This window comes from Sinorhizobium mexicanum (assembly GCF_013488225.1).
Taxonomy (GTDB): domain Bacteria; phylum Pseudomonadota; class Alphaproteobacteria; order Rhizobiales; family Rhizobiaceae; genus Sinorhizobium; species Sinorhizobium mexicanum.
Genome location: NZ_CP041240.1, coordinates 302,230 through 320,752, shown reverse-complemented (window position 1 = coordinate 320,752; position 18,523 = coordinate 302,230). Strand labels below are relative to the sequence as shown.

The following is an 18,523-nucleotide window of genomic DNA, read 5'->3' as shown; positions in this document are numbered from 1 at the left end:
GTATCATCTTAGGCCCGGCCCACCGAGGCCTGCAATCGAAGCGGCGAATGCAAGTGCGCAATCAAATTGAAAACAGACGGCGATGGATGGCGGTTCTGGCGCGAACCAAGTGTGATGACCTTGAGCGTGCGTGGAACGATCTGCCCATCGCTCCTCAATATGAATGGCTGCGTCGACCCGAAACCGGCCTCGTGCTGGTGCGTGGACGCGCAGGCGGTACCGGCGGTGCGTTCAACCTCGGTGAGGTCACGATGACCCGATGTGCCCTGAGGCTAACCGAGGGCACGACGGGGTTCGCCTTCGTGCTCGGACGCGACCAGCGCCATGCGGAACTGGCGGCAGTCTTCGATGCGCTCCTGCAGCGGGCGGACGAGGTCGCGGCCGAGAGTCGCGAATTGGTCGCTCAATTTGAAGCGATGCAAGCGAGACGGCGTGAGCTGAAGAGCCGCAAGGCGGCTTCCACAAAGGTCGACTTTTTTGCAATGGCGCGAGGCACGAGCCCGGAATGAACAGCGGTATGGACACTGCCGGGATCAAGCCCGGATTCACAAATCCCGTTTTCGACAGCCAAGACACGTTCCGCCGTATTCTGGATGCCTATGCTTATGTGGGCCGCCCGCAAACGCTTGGCTCTGTAGCTACGGCAGTTGGGCCGCTCGCGCCGGCGACCGTCTCCGCTTGCCTCACATTGGCAGACTTCGAAACGCCGGTCTGGCTCGATTCCCGATCTAATCGTGGCGACGTCCGTAATTACCTTGGGTTTCACTGCGGGACGCCGTTCGCCAATGGCGCGGACGAAGCAGCATTTGCCATCGTGGCCGATTCGACGACGATGCCACGCCTAGCAGGGTTTCGCCTCGGAACTGAGTTGGAGCCCCAGACTTCGACGACCATTGTTGTCCAGGTGCCCTCCTTTACGGATGGTCCCTCGGTTCGATGGCAAGGGCCAGGGATCCAGCACGAGGTTTCGGCCACCATCGAAGGGCTTCCGTCGTGGTTTTGGGAAGAGTGGCAGCTCAATCAGGAGCTTTATCCGATCGGGGTCGATGTCCTCTTTACCTCCGGAAAAGCAATCATTGCTCTTCCCCGCAGCATATCGGTGGAGATCTAAATGGCCTATGTGGCTGTAAAAGGCGGCGAGCAGGCTATCCTCAACTCGCACCGTTTGATCGCAGAGGATAGACGCGGCGATCCTGAAGTTCCCGAACTTACCGTTTCTCAGATCGCCGAGCAACTCGGTCTCGCCGTCGACCGCGTGATGTGCGAGGGCTCTGTCTACGATAGAGAGCTTGCGGCCTTGGCATTAAAGCAGGCCCAGGGCGACGCAGTCGAGGCGATCTTCCTCCTCCGGGCGTTTCGTACGACCTTACCGCGCTTCGCAGTGTCGAATGCGATCGAGACGGATCGGATGGCCATCCAGCGACGGATCTCCGCAACCTTCAAGGACGTTCCTGGGGGACAGGTCCTCGGTTCGACCTACGAATACACGCATAGACTGCTTGATTTCGACCTCCTCGACAACGCTGATGCCGAGGTGACAAGGGCGGAACTGGCTGCGACCCCGCTCGATGCCAATTGTCCACGTGCTTTCGATAGCATCTCCGATGAAGGTCTGATCGAGGCAGAAGTGCCTGCGCCTGGCAAAGCGTCGGTTTTCGATCTGACGCGAGAGCCCCTGGCATTGCCGGCCGGTCGCGATCAGCGTTTGCAAAATCTTGCCCGTGGCGATGAGGGATTTGTCGTGGGGTTGGCTTATTCCGCTCTGCGTGGCTATGGCGCAGCCCATCCCTATGTCGGCGAAACCCGGGTCGGAGACGTCGCGATCGAAGTGGTTCCCGAGGAACTGGGCTTTCCAGTTTCGATTGGAGACATCACCGTCACCGAATGCCAGATGCTTGACTTGTTTGCAGGCTCGGACGACGAGCCGGCACGCTTCACGCGGGGCTACGGGCTCTCCTTTGGAAAGAGTGAGCGGAAGGCGATGGGAATGGCGATCGTCGATCGCTCATTGCGGTCCCGTGAATATGGCGAGGATGTGAAATACCCCGCACAGGACGAAGAGTTCGTTCTTTCTCATACCGACAATCTCGAGGCGGCTGGGTTCGTTTCACATCTGACCTTGCCTCACTACGTTGATTTTCAGGGTGACCTGCAGTTCATACGACAGCTGCGCGAGGAGCAGGTCGGCAGCCCGTCAACGAAGGAGGCGGCGGAATGATCGACGCGCATGAAAATGCGGCCAAGCGTGGCCGCCAAGCCTACAACTTTGCCTATCTCGACGAGCAGTCCAAACGGATGATCCGCCGATGCATCTTGAAAGCGATGGCCGTTCCCGGCCTGCAGGTTCCGTTTGGCAGCCGCGAAATGCCGCTCGCCTACGGATGGGGCACCGGCGGTATACAAGTGACGGCCAGTGTCATCGGACCCAACGACACGCTCAAGGTGATCGACCAGGGTGCGGACGACGCCACGAACGCGGTCTCGATCCGCCGATTTTTCAAGCGCGTGGCTGGAATCGAGACGACCGAAAAAACCGATGCGGCCACAATCATTCAGACCCGTCATCGCGTCCCCGAAACCCCTCTCAGAGCGGGTCAAGTCATCGTATACCAGGTCCCGTCGCCGGAACCATTGCGCAGTCTGGAGCCGAGGGAATCTGAGACGCGGAAGATGCATGCCTATGCAGAATATGGGTTAATGAGCGTCCAGCTTTACGAAGACATTGCACGCTTCGGCCATATTGCCACGGCTCACAGCTATCCGGTGATGACCCACGGGCGCTATCTGATGTCGCCGTCGCCTATTCCCAAATTCGACAATCCAAAGATCGCGAACAGTCCGGCGATCCAGCTTTACGGCGCGGGCCGCGAAAAGCGGATCTATGCCGTCCCGCCCTACACGCGAGTGCAGAACCTCGACTTTGAAGACCATCCGTTCCGGGTGCAGAAATGGAGGCACTGTTGCTCGCTTTGTGGGGCAAGTGACAGTTACCTCGACGAGATCGTCGTGAATGACAGCGGGCAACGAATGTTCGTTTGCTCTGACACCGACTACTGCGCAACGCGTCGAGACCAAGGTCACGTTGGACCGGAGGGTGAAGGTCGGGCTCCCTTTGGTTCGCTCCCGAACTCGAAAACCGAATAGGGATCGGAACCACGATGAGAACTGCAATCCAGGTCCAACCCAGTCGCCGGCAACCACTGCTTTCCGTGCAAAATCTTACGAAGGGCTATGGAAAGACGATCGGCTGCCAGAACATTTCCTTCGACCTCTTTCCAGGGGAGATCATCGCCATCGTTGGCGAATCCGGATCCGGTAAGTCGACGATGCTCAACTGCCTTTCGGGAGGGTTGATGCCGGACACAGGCTCGGTGGTTTACGACCTCAATGACAAGGGGCCCACGGATATTCTGACCTTGTCAGAGCCAGAACGACGCAAGCTGATGCGTACCGACTGGGGACTTGTGCACCAGAACCCGCGCGATGGCCTTAGAATGGAAGTCAGCGCGGGAGGCAACATAGGCGAGCGACCGATGGCCATCGGTGCCCGGCACTATGGCCGCATACGCGAAGAGGCTCAGAATTGGCTGGCCCGGGTCGAGATTGACCTGCGGCGCATCGATCACCACCCGAGAACCTTTTCCGGCGGCATGCAGCAACGTCTGCAGATCGCCAGAATTCTCGTCACCAAACCGCGCCTCGTCTTCATGGATGAGCCGACCGGCGGCCTCGATGTCTCGGTCCAGGCCCGGCTGTTGGATCTGCTGCGACAGTTGGTCCAAGATTTTGCGATTTCCGCGGTGATCGTCACCCATGATCTTTCCGTTGCCCGGCTATTGGCGGACCGCATCATCGTCATGTGGCGGGGCAACATTGTGGAGACCGGTCTGGCAGACCAGGTCCTGGATGATCCGCATCACGCCTACACCCAACTTCTCGTATCATCGGTGCTTTAGATGTTCGGAACTGACACTTCATCGTGCGGTGTGGCGGTCAAACGCTCCATCAACAACGAGCTGACCTTGAGCGGCGCAAGGCTCGTGCTTCTGGACGAGGTTTACGAAGGAACCGTCCATGTCGTTGACGGCTGCATCAATGACATCGCTCCGGGGAGGAGCAAGGTGCCGGGTGCGATCGATCTCGACGGAGGCTATCTGATCCCGGGCCTCATCGATCTTCATACCGACAATCTGGAGAAGCATGCTCTGCCGCGGGCCGGCGTGGTTTGGAATCCGCTATCCGCTGTCGTAACGCATGATGCCGTGATGACCGCAGCCGGCGTTACGACGGTTTTCGATTCCCTTTGTATCGGGTCAATGACCCGCGATCACAGAAAGCAAGACGATCGCGCTCGCATTCTGCCCATCCTCGTCGATGGTATCCATAAAGCCCAAGACCATGGCGTGCTTCGAGCAGACCATCTTCTGCATCTGCGCTGTGAGGTGACGGACGAGGACGTTCTGGCCCGATTCACGCCGTTGGTGGACGATCCGCTTGTGAAGCTCGTCTCGGTGATGGATCACGCCCCCGGTCATCGCCAGTCGCGGCAACTCGACCGTTTCCGCCAGATGCAGATCACGCAGTACGGCTGGTCGGAAGAGGATGCCGATCGCCGTATCGAAGCATGGATGGACGCGTCCCGAACGATCGGACCTCAAAATCAGGCCCGGATCGTCGCGCTTGCCCGTGCTCGACGACTACCGATCGCCAGCCACGATGATGAAACAGCCGAGCATGTTCGAGAGGCGAAATCTGCCGGTGTGCTGATCTCCGAGTTTCCGACGACGCGGCCTGCGGCGGAAACGGCGCATTCGCTCGGCGTTCGTGTCCTGATGGGCGCACCCAACGTCGTTCGCGGCAACTCGCATTCGGGAAACGTAAGCGCCCGGGATTTGGCGACAACAGGACATCTCGATATCCTCGCCTCGGATTACGTTCCGGCAAGCCTCCTGCATGCGGCTTTTCAGCTGACGAGAGATCCGGTCGGCATGAGCTTGCCACAGGCGATCTCTACCGTCAGTTCAGTCCCAGCCTCGGCCGCCGGCCTTGCCGACAGAGGTGCGATCAAAATCGGCAGCCGAGCCGATCTCTGCCACATCACCGGGATCAACGACATGCCGCTTGTCCGAAGAGTCTGGAAAGAAGGCCGGCAGGTCTTTTGACAGAACGCAGGCCACAAGACGGTGTCTTCGACCAGACACCGGGAGAACCGTTCCATGAAATCCGTGCTAACGAACACCGCGCTTCACGCCATTGGCCTTTCCAAAAGCTTCACGCTCCACACGCAGGGCGGCATCGTCCTGCCCGTCTTCGACAACATCGAGCTCACGGTGAGATCCGGCGAATGCGTCTGCCTGCACGGACCATCCGGCGCTGGCAAGTCGACCCTGCTGCGCTCGCTCTACGCCAACTATAAGCCGGATGAAGGCCAGATCCTTCTCGAGCATGGCGGCGAGACCATCGACCTGCTCGCCGCCGAGCCCTGGGAGGTGGTGGAAATTCGTCGCCGGACGATCGGCTATGTTAGCCAATTCCTGCGCGTCATCCCGCGCGTCGGTGCCCTCGATGTCGTCGCGGGGCCGGCGATCGCCAACGGTATGCCGGCCGACAACGCCAAGGTGCTCGCCAAAACCCTGCTGACACGGCTTCGAATCCCTGAGCGTCTCTGGTCGCTGGCGCCGGCCACCTTCTCCGGTGGCGAGCAGCAGCGCGTCAACATCGCCAGGGGCTTCATCGTCGATTACCCCGTCCTGCTGCTCGACGAACCGACCGCCTCGCTTGACGCGGCCAATCGCACGACCGTCGTCGAGTTGATCAACGAGGCGAAAGCCCGTGGCGCCGCCATCGTCGGCATCTTTCACGACGAGGAAGTGCGCGAAGCCGTTACGGACACGCTGTTCGAGGTCGGCAATCGATCGGCCGCGATGGTTGCTCTGGCGGAGGCATGCGCCTGATGCCCGCACCATCCACTCCTCGCTACGCCATTTACTATGCACCGGCTCGGGAACACCCACTGAGCGTAGCGGCGAGTGGGTGGCTTGGCCGCGATGCGTTCGGCAAGTTTGATGCAGCCGGTGACGTCCGACCGGAAGCGGACGGCCTGCTAACGTCCGAACCGCGACGGTATGGTTTCCACGCCACGCTCAAGGCACCGTTCCGGTTGAGAGAAGGCACTTCGGTCGACGACCTCGAACAGGCGATCAGGAGATTCGCCGCGTCGCGGTCTTCTTGTCCGATAGGTCCTCTCAGGCTCGATCTTCTCGGTGGCTTCTTCGCGCTCGTCCCCGCCAGCCCCATCCCCGCCTTGCGTAATTTTGCTGCGCAGATCGTAGAAGAGTTCGATCGTTTCCGGGCGCCGATGATTGCATCGGAACTCCAGCGGCGGCTGCAAACTCCGCTCGATGAGATCGAGACCGTTCATCTCGTACGGTGGGGCTATCCTTACGTGCTCGATCGTTTCCGGTTTCATATGACGCTGACCGGCCGCGTTGCCGAAGAGGATCGCGTACAAACAAGAGCGCGTCTGGAAAAGGTCTTCCGGCCGTACCTGCCCGAGGATTACCGCATCGACACCCTGTCCCTGTTCGTCCAGGAGAACGACGGTGGCAATTTTATTGCTCGTTCCCAGTTCGCCTTGAAAGGCGAAGCGCTGCTCAAGGCGGCGATCTGAGGCCAATGAGGTCGCCCCGTGGAGCACACTTATCCTTGTTGTCGGGCTAAGCGGTGCGGGCAAAGACACGTTGATCGACTATGTGCGAAGCCGCCACAAAGATGATCCTCGCGTTCGCTTCATGCGCCGGGTTATCAGCTGACCGGTCGCGGTCGGAGAGGACCGTGAGCCGGTTGACTATGACTAGTTCCTGCGGCGGCTTCTCCAGGTGACTACATCCGTGGCGGGATCGAGAAGATCTTCGGCACCAAGAAGCGAAGCTAAAGCCTTTGACGCATGCGATGCCGAGACGGCTTGCCATGGCCTCATCAGATCCACCTCACCGCCATCGCTGTAACATGAAACGTGGCTCGAAGATCATTGCCGCAGCCGGATAGGCGGTAAATATGCCGAAGCCCGCAACGGCACATTGCCTCGATCCAGAGAAAAATGCAGCAAATTCAACTCTCAGTAGAGCAGAAAGCGGCGATCGCTTCCCCAGATACTCCCCGCCAGCCAATTACAGAAAGGACACCAATTGCGCCTCTCCGGCAAGATCAACGTTAAGCGATAGGAAGTAACGCTATCCTACACCTTCTGTCGTGTCTGTCCGGGTTTCGACACAGGTGTGTTTAGGTCATCTTGATTTGCCTGTGACTAAATAGCTGGAAGCAATCGCAAAGTTTTCTTTCGGCCTGGATCAGCAAATTGGCACGACTTTTGTTGGTATTATCGAAGCAAAAAAGAGACCTGTTTTCGCGAGCGCAAAGGCAGTGCAGGTCCGGTAGATGCAACTCTCATGGGCAAGTCCGGGAGGGGTCGTCTCGACGTATTTTGTCAGCAAGTGAGGAAACTTCATGAACGACCCTGTGAAAGAAAGAGATGCTTATACCGCCTATGGCGAAATATGGAGTGATGTATACGACGAATATGTAGAAGCGCTCGACAGGTCGATCGAGATCGAGCGGGCAGTCAGTTTTCTTGCGGCCCTTGCAAAGAACGGAAGCGCACTCGAGTTGGGCGTCGGAAACGGCCACTTCGCCTTGCCCCTTTCGGAGACAGGAGTTTCGGTTCACGGTCTCGATAACTCGGAAAGTATGCTTGCCTCGCTTCGCGCAAAGAAAGGTGGGCAGTCTGTCACAGCACACGTAGGTGACATGGCGGAGTTCGACCTGGGTACTCAATATGATCTCGTGTACTGTGTTGGTAACACCTTCTCGCATATGGTGACCGTCGAGCAACAGATCAGTTGCTTGAAATCAACTGCAAAGGCTCTCAAGCCGAACGGATGCTTTGTTGTTGATTTGAGCTATCCATATACCGCTGACTTCGTCGGAGAAGGCATCTGCCGTGACCAGCGAACGACAGTCATGCATGTCGATGAGCAGCGTGCGATGGTTCGCTTTGCCAGACACGACCGCAATCAGCAGCATTTTATTTCTCTGGACTTCTGGATTACACCGGCAGGAAGTCGGACGATGCCGCTTAAGATGCGATATGTCTATCCAACCGAACTCGACTTGCTCGCAAGGATCAGCGGACTTGAGCTTCTTGAGCGTCACGGAAACTGGCTGAGGCACCCGTTTGACAATAAATCTTCGCGATACATGTCGGTGTTCCGCAAAGCACCATGCGAGTGCCCTTAGGACTCCGGACCTTTAGTCGAGTTGGAACAATATCCTACGGGGAGTGGATAGGGGGGGTCCCCCGCATCGTGGCAGAGTGGGTTCGCCAATATCTGGAGGCTCGTCATGCTTATGTCAGCAGATCAACCTGATGCCCATGCTTTCGGGCGAAATGAAAACTAACCCCTAACGAACTGAAGAACTGATCCCCTCTTTTCAAACGAGGAGATGCATGACGAGCGATTTTTCGGCACATCCTGTATTGTCGCGAGCGATGCAGGGCGGGGAGATGCTTCAGGCTGATGAGGTGGTCGGCGAGGACCGCCCACGACCGGCGGCAACAGGGAGACCAAGGCGCCTGTCCAACGCTAAACAAAGCGCAATAGACGAGCGTAACAGGCCGAACATCGTGATCGCATTGGCGGGATTCACGAGATAGCGAAGCATCACCTTTCTCCTCGACCGAGCCGCTAACACGCGATATTGCGGGCAGTCAGGAACAGCGCTTCCGCGATGCGCAGATCATCCTCGTTATCGATCTCATACCACCTTACGTCGTCACATCTGGCCGCGGCGATCCGCAAGTCCTTTTTCTGCACCAGGTCGGAGAGCAACTCTTCGGTATAAGACTTTACGGCGCCACAGCAGATGAGATTGTCGAGATGCGGGACGATCGTCTCGCGGAGATCAGTGCCGGAAAAGCGGATCAGATTCATCGTTTTAAAGAGCCGCGGCGACCCGTCAATCAGGTTGGCGGCTGCCTGCTTCATCCGAACTTCGGCGATGTAGCCGTTTTCTGTCAGGACAACAGCAGAGCCTTCCATCGACGGGTCGAAGGGTGCGACCGCGGCGACATTTTCTGCCTCCCGCATTTCAAGATGGCGAAGTGCATCCAGCTCGAAAAAGACGTCCCCCTCCAGGAGGTAGATGTCGCCGCACAGCAGGGCATGGCGCGCCAACCAGAGGGAGTATGCGCTGCCTGTCTTGTAGAAGACCGGAGACTCGACATAGTTGATTTCGAGATTACCGAAGTGGTGGCCGCAGGAATACTGGATAGCATCCTTGCGGTAGCCAACGACGATGGTGACGTCCTTGATGCCGACAGCTTCAAGGTTGCGTAGCGCGTTGTGGAGGATGGGGGTACCGTTGACTTCGACGAGCGGCTTCGGCCGCAGGTCGGTCAATGGCCGCAGGCGAGATCCGCAACCTGCGGCGAGTATGACGGCCGTCTTGGGAGCATTCGTCATCTGTACTTCTCTCTTCCGCCTGCGCCGTAGCATGATCTTGTCATTCCCAGGCGTTCAGGACCTCGACGAGCCGGGTAAGGCCGATGGCCAGTTTTTCGGGCGGTACTCCGTAGGAGAGGCGAAGGCCAGCCGGGTCACCGAATGTCGTGCCCGAAACCGCGGCCACCCCCGCTCTCGTCAATAGAACGTGCACGATATCGTCGGCCGTCATGGGCTCATCATTGCCGAATCTCAGGCGCAGCAGACCGGAAACGTCGAGGTAGAAATAGAAGCCTCCAGTCGCCTTCGGCACGGGAATCCGCGTCAGGGTCGAAAGCGCGCTGAGACCCGTCTGCCGGGCTCCCGCGAGGTGCGACCGCAGGTGCCTCTCATAGCTGCCATCGCTGTTTAGAAGGTGTGCGAGCGCTGCGTGCTGCGCGATCAGGTTCGGGTTCGAGGTTGTATGTGATTGCAGGGCCTTCACCGCGCTGATCACCTCTTTTGGTCCGGCGAGATAACCGATCCTCCAGCCCGTCAGTGCCAGCGACTTGCTAAAGGAGTTGACAATCAGGGTGCGCGAGCGAGCTTCCGGAAGGATCGAGACGATCGGACAATGGGCATCGTCAACGTGAATGAAATCGCCATAGCATTCATCGAAAATGATCCATAGGTCGCGTTCGATCGCAAGCTTCCCGATGCCAACCAACGTTTCGGTACCATACACGGCGCCGGTCGGATTATTCGGGGTGTTGACAACCATGGCGCGGGTTCGGTCGGTGATTGCGGCCGCGATATCCTCGACCCTCGGTACATAGCCATTGGCGCGCGTCTCCACATGGACGGGATTTGCGCCAGCGATCAGTACCTGGGCCGGAAAAGTCGTCCAGTACGGCGCAGGAATGATGACCTCGTCACCAGGATTGAGCAGCACCATGGCAGCGTTGAACAGCGCCTGTTTGGCGCCACACGTTACGGCGACCTCATCGGCGTGCCAGACTTGGCCGGTATGGCCGGAGACCTTTTGGGCGAGCGCCTCGCGAAGCTCTATCATTCCGATGGTGTCGGTGTAACGGTTGATGCCCCTGCGGATCGCATCGATCGCACCGACCCGGATCGTCGGGGCAAGATCGCTCCAGATCTCGCCGGCAGTCAAATCGATAATCTCTTTCCCCGACTCGGCTGCCGCCTTAGCCGCAGCGCGCGCCGCAGCCGTCCCTGACGATTTGAACAAGGCTGTCCGCTCCGCAAGCATGAGCGCTTCCTCGAATTGATATCGGAGTCGCCGCGGGTCTCTCAGCGGCGTGCTCCGTGATTAGTGCTTCGGCAGATAGCGATCTTCGGCCGCTGCCAATTCATCGTAACCCAAGAGGCGGAAGACCTCGTCGAGCGTGGCTACTTCCGGCTCAACTCCGGCAATGCTCTCCTCGGCGGCTATGCGAGCGCACACCGCGCGCATCCCGGCGACTGCAGCCCGCATCGCGTGGTTGGCCCAGATCACCGTCGAGATGCCGGCATCTCGATAAGCCGAGACCGGCGTGCGGTAGTATTTCGTCGGCACAATCACGATCGGAAGCGTCTGCCACTCTTTCGCGAAAGCCAGAATCTCGTCCGCATCGCTCTTACGTGAATGGATCAGGATCGCGTCGGCGCCAGCGTCAGCGTAGGCGTCTGCGCGGCGTAGCGCCTCGTCCAGACTGTAACCGGCGATCAACGCTTCGATGCGAGCGACCAGCAAGAGGTCGTCCCCCGTCGTGTCCTTGATTGCTTTGAGGCGCCCGGAAAACTCATCGATATCGACCAGCGGGTGGTGGTCTCCCACGAAACTGTTTCTCTTCGGAAAGGCCTTGTCTTCCAGGCAGACGCCGGCGCCGCCATGCTGCAAGAGCTTCATCGCCAGTAGCCGGGCGTTGTTGAAATTGCCAAACCCAGACTCGCCATCGACGAGGATCGGTAGTCCGCTAGCGTCGGCCATGCGCTCCACCACGTCCACGACTTCAGTCCAACTCGCCTCGTTTGCGTCTCGATAGCCGAGCGCTGAGGAGATCGAAAGTCCGGAGGCCCAAAGCCCCTTGAAGCCGGCCTGCGTGGCTATCGCTGCCGAAAGCCCGTCATGGGCCTCCATGAGGAAAGACAGATCGCTAGAGAAAATAAGCGCACGAAGGATCGTCGTCGGGTCCTCAACAGCGCCGATCGGCCCGGGTATAAAAACTGCCCGATTCATTGTCATCCCTCCTTCATAAAAGCCAAGGCTGAATGCATTTTTTGTCAAAAGCAATAGTCTAATCAGGTATATTTCGGAGAATATCCTCGCGCTGAATTCCACCCCGGTGAATTTGCAGCTAGGATCGTCGCAAGATACGTAATAATATCACATCAATATATTTAAAAATATATCGCATTGACAATGCATTATTTGTGACAATTATTGTTGCAATATGACGATGTCATAAACAGAATCACAAAACATCTATTAATTGTTGTCGCCAAATATATGGGGCGTGTGACAGAACGAACTTTCTGGCATGCCGTTTGGATATCGTTCAAAAACGTCGACAAAGGAGAGCGCAGAGATGTGGTTCTGTGAAAAGGCCGCCCAGTGTCATGGAATAGACCTATCAAAATTTCCCACCGAACCGGCGGCGCGTGGAAAGGCCGACGCAGCCTACGATGCAGTAGTTCAATTGCTCTGCAGCCACGCCTTGGTGCCGGGACAGCATCTCAGCGACAGGGACCTGGCGTTGAAACTCAAGATTGGCCGAACTCCCCTCCGCGAAGCACTTATCCGACTTGCAGCTGAAGGAAAGATCATATCCCTTCCCCAAAAGGGCTACTTCACGAGGCCCCTTATCGAGTGGGCTCTGTTGGACTCATATGCCGTGGCACGCGAAATTCTTACCTTCGCTTTAGCGCGCGTACGGCCTCAGGCTACCTGCCATTGCGCCCCGCCTAATGAATCGACGCCGGCCAAACTCGCACTTGGAGCGGAAGCGATTTTCACCGAAATCGCCCAGACAGCATCGAATTGCGAGATGTGCAAAATCATCGACAAGTTCTGTTTTTGCACTCACTCCGTACGCATGGAAATAGCCGCATCTGAGCTTTCACCTTCTTTCGGGAGAAGCATCGCAACACTAACGGACGCGATGCTCCAACTCGGCAGCGCACCGGGCGTGGTGGAATCCGCATTAATGAGCCACCTCGACTTAGAACGAGGTGCTCTGCCGCGTGTCGTGCAGGATATGAACACACGCTGGCTCACAAGCTTCCCCCTTGTAGCGAGAAGCTTGTGAGTTAATCCCTCGTTCCAAGGAGGGAAAGCAGGTCCAGGCCTACACCAGGAGGAACTCATCCCTTCCAATTAAGTTCACCGGGCACATAGCTGCAACATCCAAGGTATGCCCAATCGTCCACTGGGGATTCGGTAGGAGCGCATCCTTATGCGTTCCGCTTCAGGATCTCCGTCAATCGGGCGAGCTCCGCTGTCCGATTGGAGCAAGTTGGGGCTCCTGCTGAATACATGCCCTCCTTCCCGCTCCGCCCGTGGCGGAGCGGGTTAGTCCAACACCCATTGTGTCGTAAGCCTTTGCCGCTCGGCCGAGTTCAGTCGCTGTAATGCTAGCTTTTTTGATGCGGCATTCGGCATAATCCAGCTGGCTTTGCGCAGGCTCACGCCTCGCTACCAAAGCAGCTTGAGGCCCGACATCAGCAAAAGAGCAGCGAGGATCGCGCGCAACCAACGATCTGCCAGATATCGGCTTCCAACGAATGCGCCGATCGATCCGCCCACCGCTACGGAAAATAACCAAAATGGCAACGATGTTGGCAGGGCATTCCAATAGGCATAGGCGCCTATCAAGGCGGCGGCAGAGTTGATCAGATTATAAGCTGCTGTTGTAGCCGCTGTTTGATGCGCGCTTCCCCAATTCATAACCAGCATTAATGGGGCAAGGAACACGCCGCCGCCCGTACCGGTTGTCCCCGCGAAGAAACCGATAATAGCTCCTGTCGCTAAAGCAGGCCAGAAGGGCGGCACGCTTGGTGAGGCGACAGTTGCACCTTTGCGAAGTGCAGACCGGACCATTTGGGCCGCAGAGAGCACGAGGATCACACCCACAATCGGATAGTAAAGTTCTTTCTGAAGATGAACGGCTCCGCCGACCAGGGAGAAAGGGAATCCCAAAATGACAAAAGGATAGATATTCCGCCACGATAAGCGTCCAGACTTCATGAAATGGAACGTGCCGATCGCGGCGACCAAGAGGTTCAGGGCAAGGGCTGTAGTCTTCATGGCCGCCGGGGCGAAACCGACAAGTGCCATTGCGGCGATATAGCCCGACGCTCCAGCCTGCCCGACTGCCGCATATACCAATGCGATGACAAGGAAGGCTGCCGCGAGCCCGATCACTTCAGTATCCAACGGCTTGCCCACTTTCTCGGGTCACTTCCTTGATGCGTGCAGCGCGTGACCACTGCCGGATGCTCGACCGCGGAAAGCACAATCCTCTGTGCGTTCAGACATCACCTCAACTGCCGAAAGTATTACTGCTTCATGACTTTCAGTCCCGCCCGAGGTGAAGGCGATATCATAGTTGAACTCCATGCCTATCAGCGCTTGCATCTGCCGGCGCGTCTTTCTCCACCGCGGCCCTAACCGAGGAGCAAAAAACGTGCCTCGACGAAGGATTTCCGAATTGATCGACTGCGGTTTGGGAGAGCCCGGCGGTTACGGCGGCGATGGTATTTTGGGGTGAACCTTGGCGCTTGGAACGCCTCAAGGACTGGCAAGTTCCCGGACGGGGCGATAAGCTAATCGATGTGCAGATAATCCATGCCGCCTGCCGTTCGGCGACCGAGGCGACCGCATTGACCAAGCGGATCAGCGTGCACACGCTGCGGCATCTGCTCGCCAGATGGTGGAGTTATGATTTTCTCCGAATGTGATCATAGGCTCGATTAGGGTTGGGTCTGCAGCCGACGCAATGTGCAGAGCTTGATCAACTGAACAACAGTGCGCCTGCTCCTGGATGGCCCACGGTCAAGGGAGCGGAAAGGGAAAGCGCTGCGCTTGGGGGGCGCGGCGCAATTCCGCATGGGTTTTCTGGATCAACAGAACATGAAATCCGACGCGGTCAGGCCCAGGCCGGCCAGGTGGAGCAAACTTTGCACGTTGCCCAGGTGCGCGAAGTCCTCCACGTGGTTTTCGGAGGTAACATAACCCAGATCCGCCGTCATGGTCCTATTATCGAAATAGGCAATGATATCGCCTGCAGCCTCGCCGGAGATATCCCTGGCTGCGGCCGAGCCGTCGGCGAAACTGTGATCAGTGATCACTACGACGTGCTCGCCGTTCGCGCCATTGGCGGGGCCGCTGTAGAAGGTATCCACCTGATTGCCAGGCCCGGCGTGATTAACGAAATTAGCTTCAAGACCATCGCTGCCAAGGCCTACCGCATCGAAGGCGAAAGTATCTTGCGCTGGGTCAAAATCCACAATGGTGGTGTGGTCCTCCGCGTTCGGCCCGTAGTTTTGATCAAACCCGGGAAGCGGGTTGTGGAACTGGAACACAAAGGTGTCGTGGCCGGCACCTCCGGTCAAAGAGTCCCTGCCGTCGCCCGCGAAGAGGGCGTCGTCGCCGGGGCCGCCGTAGAGCTTGTCGTTGTCCGCGCCGAGGATGGCCGGAGCAGGGATGCGCGGGTTGCCGCGGCCAAGGTCGCCGTAGAGGTAGTCGTTGCCCTCGTCGCCAAAGACGTGGTCATTGCCCACGCCACCGAAGACTCGGTCATTGCCCTCGCCGGCCGAGATGGAGTCGCTGCCGGCGCGACCGTCGATCCAGTCATTTCCCGTGGGATCGACTATCACATCATCACCATTGCTGCCAAAGAGACTGTTGCTGCCCTGGCCGCCCTGAATTGTCTTTTCCATCGCGAGTCCTCTTTATGAAACAGCCCCACGACGCCACTGGACTCATTCATATGCCGTATCGGGCAATTGGAGTAATTGATTGTTTGGATAGCACACATCGACATAGCGGATGCATCCACGTGCGCTTCGCCGCAAATTGGAACCTACATGACCAGTGATCTGAACTTGATCTGAAGCCTCCCGCGTGGAGGTAGTCATCCAGATAGTGCTCAAGTGTTTGATGGCAGGGCATTTCATCCGGCTTACACCGGCTCACGTTTAGGCGAGTGTTTGAGTTTGGATTGGATCGCGGCGTTTGCATGCGTTCCCCGGCGCGTGTCGATCCGCCAGCCTCCGTGTGTCCGAAGCAGAACAAGTATGTCGCAAACCGGACCAAAACAGTTGCCGAAGAGACATAGGCGCCGGTGTGGACAAGTGGTTCCGGGTCAACGGCACGCAACTTGCTTCGATAATTTTGCAGGGCGGATGTCTGCAGTGCCTCAAGGAGCTAACGGGTGATTGATCAGCATCTGACTTTCAACGCGCGTAAGCTGATGGCGGTCCTTCATGGACCAGGGGCCCGACCAGGATACTGTGCTGCTCAAATTAGCGACGATCTCATCCGCGCTGGTGCGTGGGTCGGCGCATCGTGCAGCGGAATCTCGAGGCGCCTGTGACGGGCCGCACCAGTAATTAACATCGAGGATCGCCGGGTGATTTCAATCGAGCGCATAAGTGCATGACCTTGAGGGGAAACCAAGTCGTGAGCAAGCCGATTCCAGATCATGTCCCGCCGGAAATGGTAAGGGATTTCAGTTTGTTCACGTCGCCCGGCATGGGGCCCACGCCAGACGGGGATCCTCACGCAGCTGTCGCCTGCGCCCATGACGCGCCGTCCATCTTTTATTCTCCCAACAACACTCGCGACGGCCGGGGTACCTGGGTCATTACGCGTGCCAAGGACCAGCGCAGGGTACTGCACGACACCGCAACATTTTCCAGCCATCGCAGCATCTTCGCCTCCGCGCTCGGCGAAAACTGGCCGATGATACCGCTGGAACTCGACCCACCAGCCCATGGTATCTTTCGTTCGCTGCTCAATCCGCTGTTGTCGCCCAAGCGGGTGATGGTTCTGGAACCGGCCATCCGTGAGCGCGCGATCGTGTTGATCGACGGGATCTCCGCGGCGAGCACAAGCTGCGACGTTATGACGGATTTCGCTTTTCCCTTTGCGGTCAATATTTTCCTTCGCTTTCTTGGCCTACCGGATGAACGGCTCGACACATTCGTCGGCTGGGGGAAGGATCTGCTCCACGGCGAGGGCGTCAAGCGAACGGCAGCCGCCCGGACGATTGTGGCGTTCATCGATGACCTTGCGGCCGTGCGCCGCAAGGAACCGACCGACGATTTCATGACCTTCATCGTGGAGGCTAAGGTCGATGGTCGATCGCTGACCGATGAGGAAGTCCGTGGCATTGGCGTACTTGTGTTCGTCGCCGGCCTCGACACGGTCGCAACGGCAATAGGATTTGACTTGGCCTACCTCGCTCGTAATCCGAAAGACCAGCAATTGCTGCGGAGAGAACCGGATCGAATTGGGCTCGCGGCCGAAGAATTGCTGCGCGCCTATTCCACCGTGCAAATGATCCGCGTGGCAAAGAAAGACATCGACTTCGAAGGCGCGCCGATCCGCAAGGGGGACTACATTTCCTGTGCCACGATGATCGCCAATCGCGATCCGGCAGAATTCGAGAACCCGAACACGATCGATTTGGCACGGGAAGACAACCGCCACACCGCCTTCGCCTATGGTCCCCATCGTTGTCTTGGCTCGCACCTCGCCCGGCGGGAGATCGTCATCGGTCTGGAGGAGTGGCTGTCCCGCATCCCTGACTTCCGTATCAAGGAAGACACGGCCCCCATCACCTATGGCGGCCATGTGTTCGGAATCGAAAATCTGATTCTGGACTGGTCCTGAATATAGGCGAGGGAGCAAAGACATGGAGGTACCGCATGCGCATCATCGTCCACAATGACAAATGCCAAGGGCATGCTCGCTGCTGGGCGCATGCGCCGGACGTCTTCAAATTGGATGACGAGGGCTACATCCTACCCGGTGACATCGAGGTCGCGGAGCGGGACGAACTACTCGCGACACGAGGCGCTCGATCCTGCCCCGAACGTGCGCTTGAAATCGATCGTGCATTCGATGCGTTGCTTGATCGGTTTTTGTTCAATCAAGCCTGTGGAGGGTTTAACACCTAAATAGAGTTTCGCCGGCGCAGGACGGCACATGGCCTCTATCCAGACACCGCGTGCGTGAAACCACCCAACAGTGTCAACGCCTTCGGCACTGAGGTGTTTCACATCGGTGCGCAGCGGCAGGCCGTTTTTGGCTGCAGTGCGGCTGCCTTAGTCCGAAATCGTTGCTGCGTATACGGATACGCAAAAGCGCCACTTCAATCTCAGAACCTGCTACCAAGCCATGGACCACAAAAAAATCGTCGAATTACTTGACCGGGAGGCGATCCGCGACTGCCTCTATCGATACTGCCGGGGGATAGACCGCGCGGATGAGGCGGCGCTGCGCAGCTCCTACTGGCCGGATGCCTATGACAACCACGGGGCCTATGCCGGCTCGGCCGAAGGCTTCATTGAGTTCGCGCTCGGTGTCTTTAAAACCGAACCGCGCAACATCCATCAGATCACGAACGTTCTGATCGAGTTCATCGGCCCGGGAGAGGCCGCCGTCGAGAGCTACTTCACCGCGCTCCAACGCGGACCGGACGGCGGCAGGACGATCCGGCAGGTTCTGCTTTGCGGTCGATACTGTGACCTGTTTCAAAAGAGGGAAGGGGAGTGGCGAATTGCCGAACGCACGGTCGTCTACGATTGGCTCGAGGAGCAGAGCCCGCAGACGGCCTCGGAGATAGAGCGGTTCGGTCTCCGCCGGCCGATCGGAGTATCGCATCCGGACGATCCGGTCTACGCGCTTAGGAAACACCGCACCCCTCCAAGAGCGAGAAAGTGAGGCAATCGCTGCTGGGCTGGAACGCGCTGCGTCGAACCGGGGCGGAGCTGGTCGTCACCACCACGGGCTGCTGTACCGCGACGCGGTCCTT

The 18,523-nt window shown here is 58.1% G+C and carries 19 protein-coding genes and 1 pseudogene; 14 read left to right on the top strand and 6 right to left on the bottom strand.

The features are described 5' to 3' along the window. Positions 1 to 47 precede the first annotated feature (47 nt). The 9 genes from phnG (at position 48) to FKV68_RS23540 (ending at position 8,295) form a co-directional block, all read left to right on the top strand. Complete coding sequence (phnG, locus tag FKV68_RS23580) at positions 48 to 509, top strand: phosphonate C-P lyase system protein PhnG (protein ID WP_269808459.1); 462 nt, start codon at positions 48 to 50, stop codon at positions 507 to 509. After that, positions 506 to 1,111 (top strand): phosphonate C-P lyase system protein PhnH, encoded by a 606-nt coding sequence (gene phnH / locus FKV68_RS23575; protein WP_180942026.1) that lies wholly within the window; start codon positions 506 to 508, stop codon positions 1,109 to 1,111. The genes phnG and phnH overlap by 4 nt, the downstream gene beginning before the upstream one ends. Next, complete coding sequence (locus FKV68_RS23570; protein ID WP_180942025.1) at positions 1,112 to 2,218, top strand: carbon-phosphorus lyase complex subunit; 1,107 nt, start codon at positions 1,112 to 1,114, stop codon at positions 2,216 to 2,218. Continuing rightward, positions 2,215 to 3,144: an alpha-D-ribose 1-methylphosphonate 5-phosphate C-P-lyase PhnJ gene (locus tag FKV68_RS23565; protein WP_180942024.1), complete on the top strand. Its 930-nt coding sequence runs from the start codon at positions 2,215 to 2,217 to the stop codon at positions 3,142 to 3,144. Before FKV68_RS23570 ends, FKV68_RS23565 begins: the two co-directional genes overlap by 4 nt. Before the next feature lie 14 nt (positions 3,145 to 3,158). Then, positions 3,159 to 3,956, top strand: a complete 798-nt coding sequence (phnK, locus tag FKV68_RS23560; RefSeq protein WP_180942023.1) for a phosphonate C-P lyase system protein PhnK — start codon at positions 3,159 to 3,161, stop codon at positions 3,954 to 3,956. Between the two features lie 48 nt (positions 3,957 to 4,004). After that, on the top strand, positions 4,005 to 5,162 hold the full coding sequence (gene phnM / locus FKV68_RS23555) for a phosphonate metabolism protein PhnM (protein ID WP_427915998.1): 1,158 nt from the start codon (positions 4,005 to 4,007) through the stop codon (positions 5,160 to 5,162). Positions 5,163 to 5,216: 54 nt separating this feature from the next. Then, positions 5,217 to 5,954: a phosphonate C-P lyase system protein PhnL gene (gene phnL, locus FKV68_RS23550; protein ID WP_180942021.1), complete on the top strand. Its 738-nt coding sequence runs from the start codon at positions 5,217 to 5,219 to the stop codon at positions 5,952 to 5,954. Further along, positions 5,945 to 6,670 (top strand): DUF1045 domain-containing protein, encoded by a 726-nt coding sequence (locus tag FKV68_RS23545; RefSeq protein WP_245181549.1) that lies wholly within the window; start codon positions 5,945 to 5,947, stop codon positions 6,668 to 6,670. The genes phnL and FKV68_RS23545 overlap by 10 nt, the downstream gene beginning before the upstream one ends. Positions 6,671 to 7,506: 836 nt before the next feature. After that, positions 7,507 to 8,295 (top strand): class I SAM-dependent methyltransferase, encoded by a 789-nt coding sequence (locus FKV68_RS23540; protein WP_180942020.1) that lies wholly within the window; start codon positions 7,507 to 7,509, stop codon positions 8,293 to 8,295. Positions 8,296 to 8,744: 449 nt separating this feature from the next. Here FKV68_RS23540 and FKV68_RS23535 read toward each other — a convergent pair whose 3' ends face one another. From FKV68_RS23535 to aepX, 3 genes are read right to left on the bottom strand one after another with little or no spacing between them, the layout of a single operon-like run. Continuing rightward, the gene (locus FKV68_RS23535) at positions 8,745 to 9,521 is read right to left on the bottom strand and encodes a phosphocholine cytidylyltransferase family protein (RefSeq protein WP_180942019.1); all 777 of its coding nucleotides are present in this window, start codon (positions 9,519 to 9,521) and stop codon (positions 8,745 to 8,747) included. Positions 9,522 to 9,561: 40 nt separating this feature from the next. After that, complete coding sequence (locus FKV68_RS23530) at positions 9,562 to 10,752, bottom strand: aminotransferase class I/II-fold pyridoxal phosphate-dependent enzyme (RefSeq protein WP_180942018.1); 1,191 nt, start codon at positions 10,750 to 10,752, stop codon at positions 9,562 to 9,564. Between the two features lie 60 nt (positions 10,753 to 10,812). Next, entirely contained in the window at positions 10,813 to 11,727 is a 915-nt protein-coding gene (aepX, locus tag FKV68_RS23525; RefSeq protein ID WP_180942017.1) for a phosphoenolpyruvate mutase, read from the bottom strand. Between the two features lie 343 nt (positions 11,728 to 12,070). On the opposite strand from aepX, the gene FKV68_RS23520 reads away from it, so the two are divergent. Continuing rightward, positions 12,071 to 12,790: a GntR family transcriptional regulator gene (locus tag FKV68_RS23520; RefSeq protein WP_180942016.1), complete on the top strand. Its 720-nt coding sequence runs from the start codon at positions 12,071 to 12,073 to the stop codon at positions 12,788 to 12,790. A 386-nt stretch (positions 12,791 to 13,176) separates the two neighbouring features. On the opposite strand, the gene FKV68_RS23515 is transcribed toward FKV68_RS23520, so the two are convergent. Together FKV68_RS23515 and FKV68_RS23510 are read right to left on the bottom strand one after the other, a co-directional pair. After that, the gene (locus tag FKV68_RS23515; RefSeq protein ID WP_342454811.1) at positions 13,177 to 13,929 is read right to left on the bottom strand and encodes a sulfite exporter TauE/SafE family protein; all 753 of its coding nucleotides are present in this window, start codon (positions 13,927 to 13,929) and stop codon (positions 13,177 to 13,179) included. A 20-nt stretch (positions 13,930 to 13,949) separates the two neighbouring features. Continuing rightward, positions 13,950 to 14,197 (bottom strand): annotated as a pseudogene (locus tag FKV68_RS23510) (aminotransferase class V-fold PLP-dependent enzyme); the annotation flags it as partial. A 64-nt stretch (positions 14,198 to 14,261) separates the two neighbouring features. On the opposite strand from FKV68_RS23510, the gene FKV68_RS23505 reads away from it, so the two are divergent. Next, positions 14,262 to 14,441, top strand: coding sequence for a site-specific integrase (locus FKV68_RS23505; RefSeq protein WP_245181607.1), 180 nt, complete (start codon positions 14,262 to 14,264; stop codon positions 14,439 to 14,441). 162 nt (positions 14,442 to 14,603) lie between these two features. Here the strand turns inward: FKV68_RS23505 and FKV68_RS23500 are convergent, their stop codons facing one another. Beyond that, complete coding sequence (locus FKV68_RS23500; RefSeq protein ID WP_180942015.1) at positions 14,604 to 15,422, bottom strand: calcium-binding protein; 819 nt, start codon at positions 15,420 to 15,422, stop codon at positions 14,604 to 14,606. A gap of 778 nt (positions 15,423 to 16,200) precedes the next feature. Here FKV68_RS23500 and FKV68_RS23495 point away from each other — a divergent pair. From FKV68_RS23495 to FKV68_RS23485, 3 genes are all read left to right on the top strand, one after another. Beyond that, complete coding sequence (locus tag FKV68_RS23495) at positions 16,201 to 17,379, top strand: cytochrome P450 (RefSeq protein ID WP_180942311.1); 1,179 nt, start codon at positions 16,201 to 16,203, stop codon at positions 17,377 to 17,379. Between the two features lie 35 nt (positions 17,380 to 17,414). After that, positions 17,415 to 17,666, top strand: coding sequence for a ferredoxin (locus FKV68_RS23490; protein ID WP_180942014.1), 252 nt, complete (start codon positions 17,415 to 17,417; stop codon positions 17,664 to 17,666). Between the two features lie 220 nt (positions 17,667 to 17,886). Next, entirely contained in the window at positions 17,887 to 18,432 is a 546-nt protein-coding gene (locus FKV68_RS23485) for a nuclear transport factor 2 family protein (protein WP_180942013.1), read from the top strand. Positions 18,433 to 18,523: the final 91 nt, after the last annotated feature.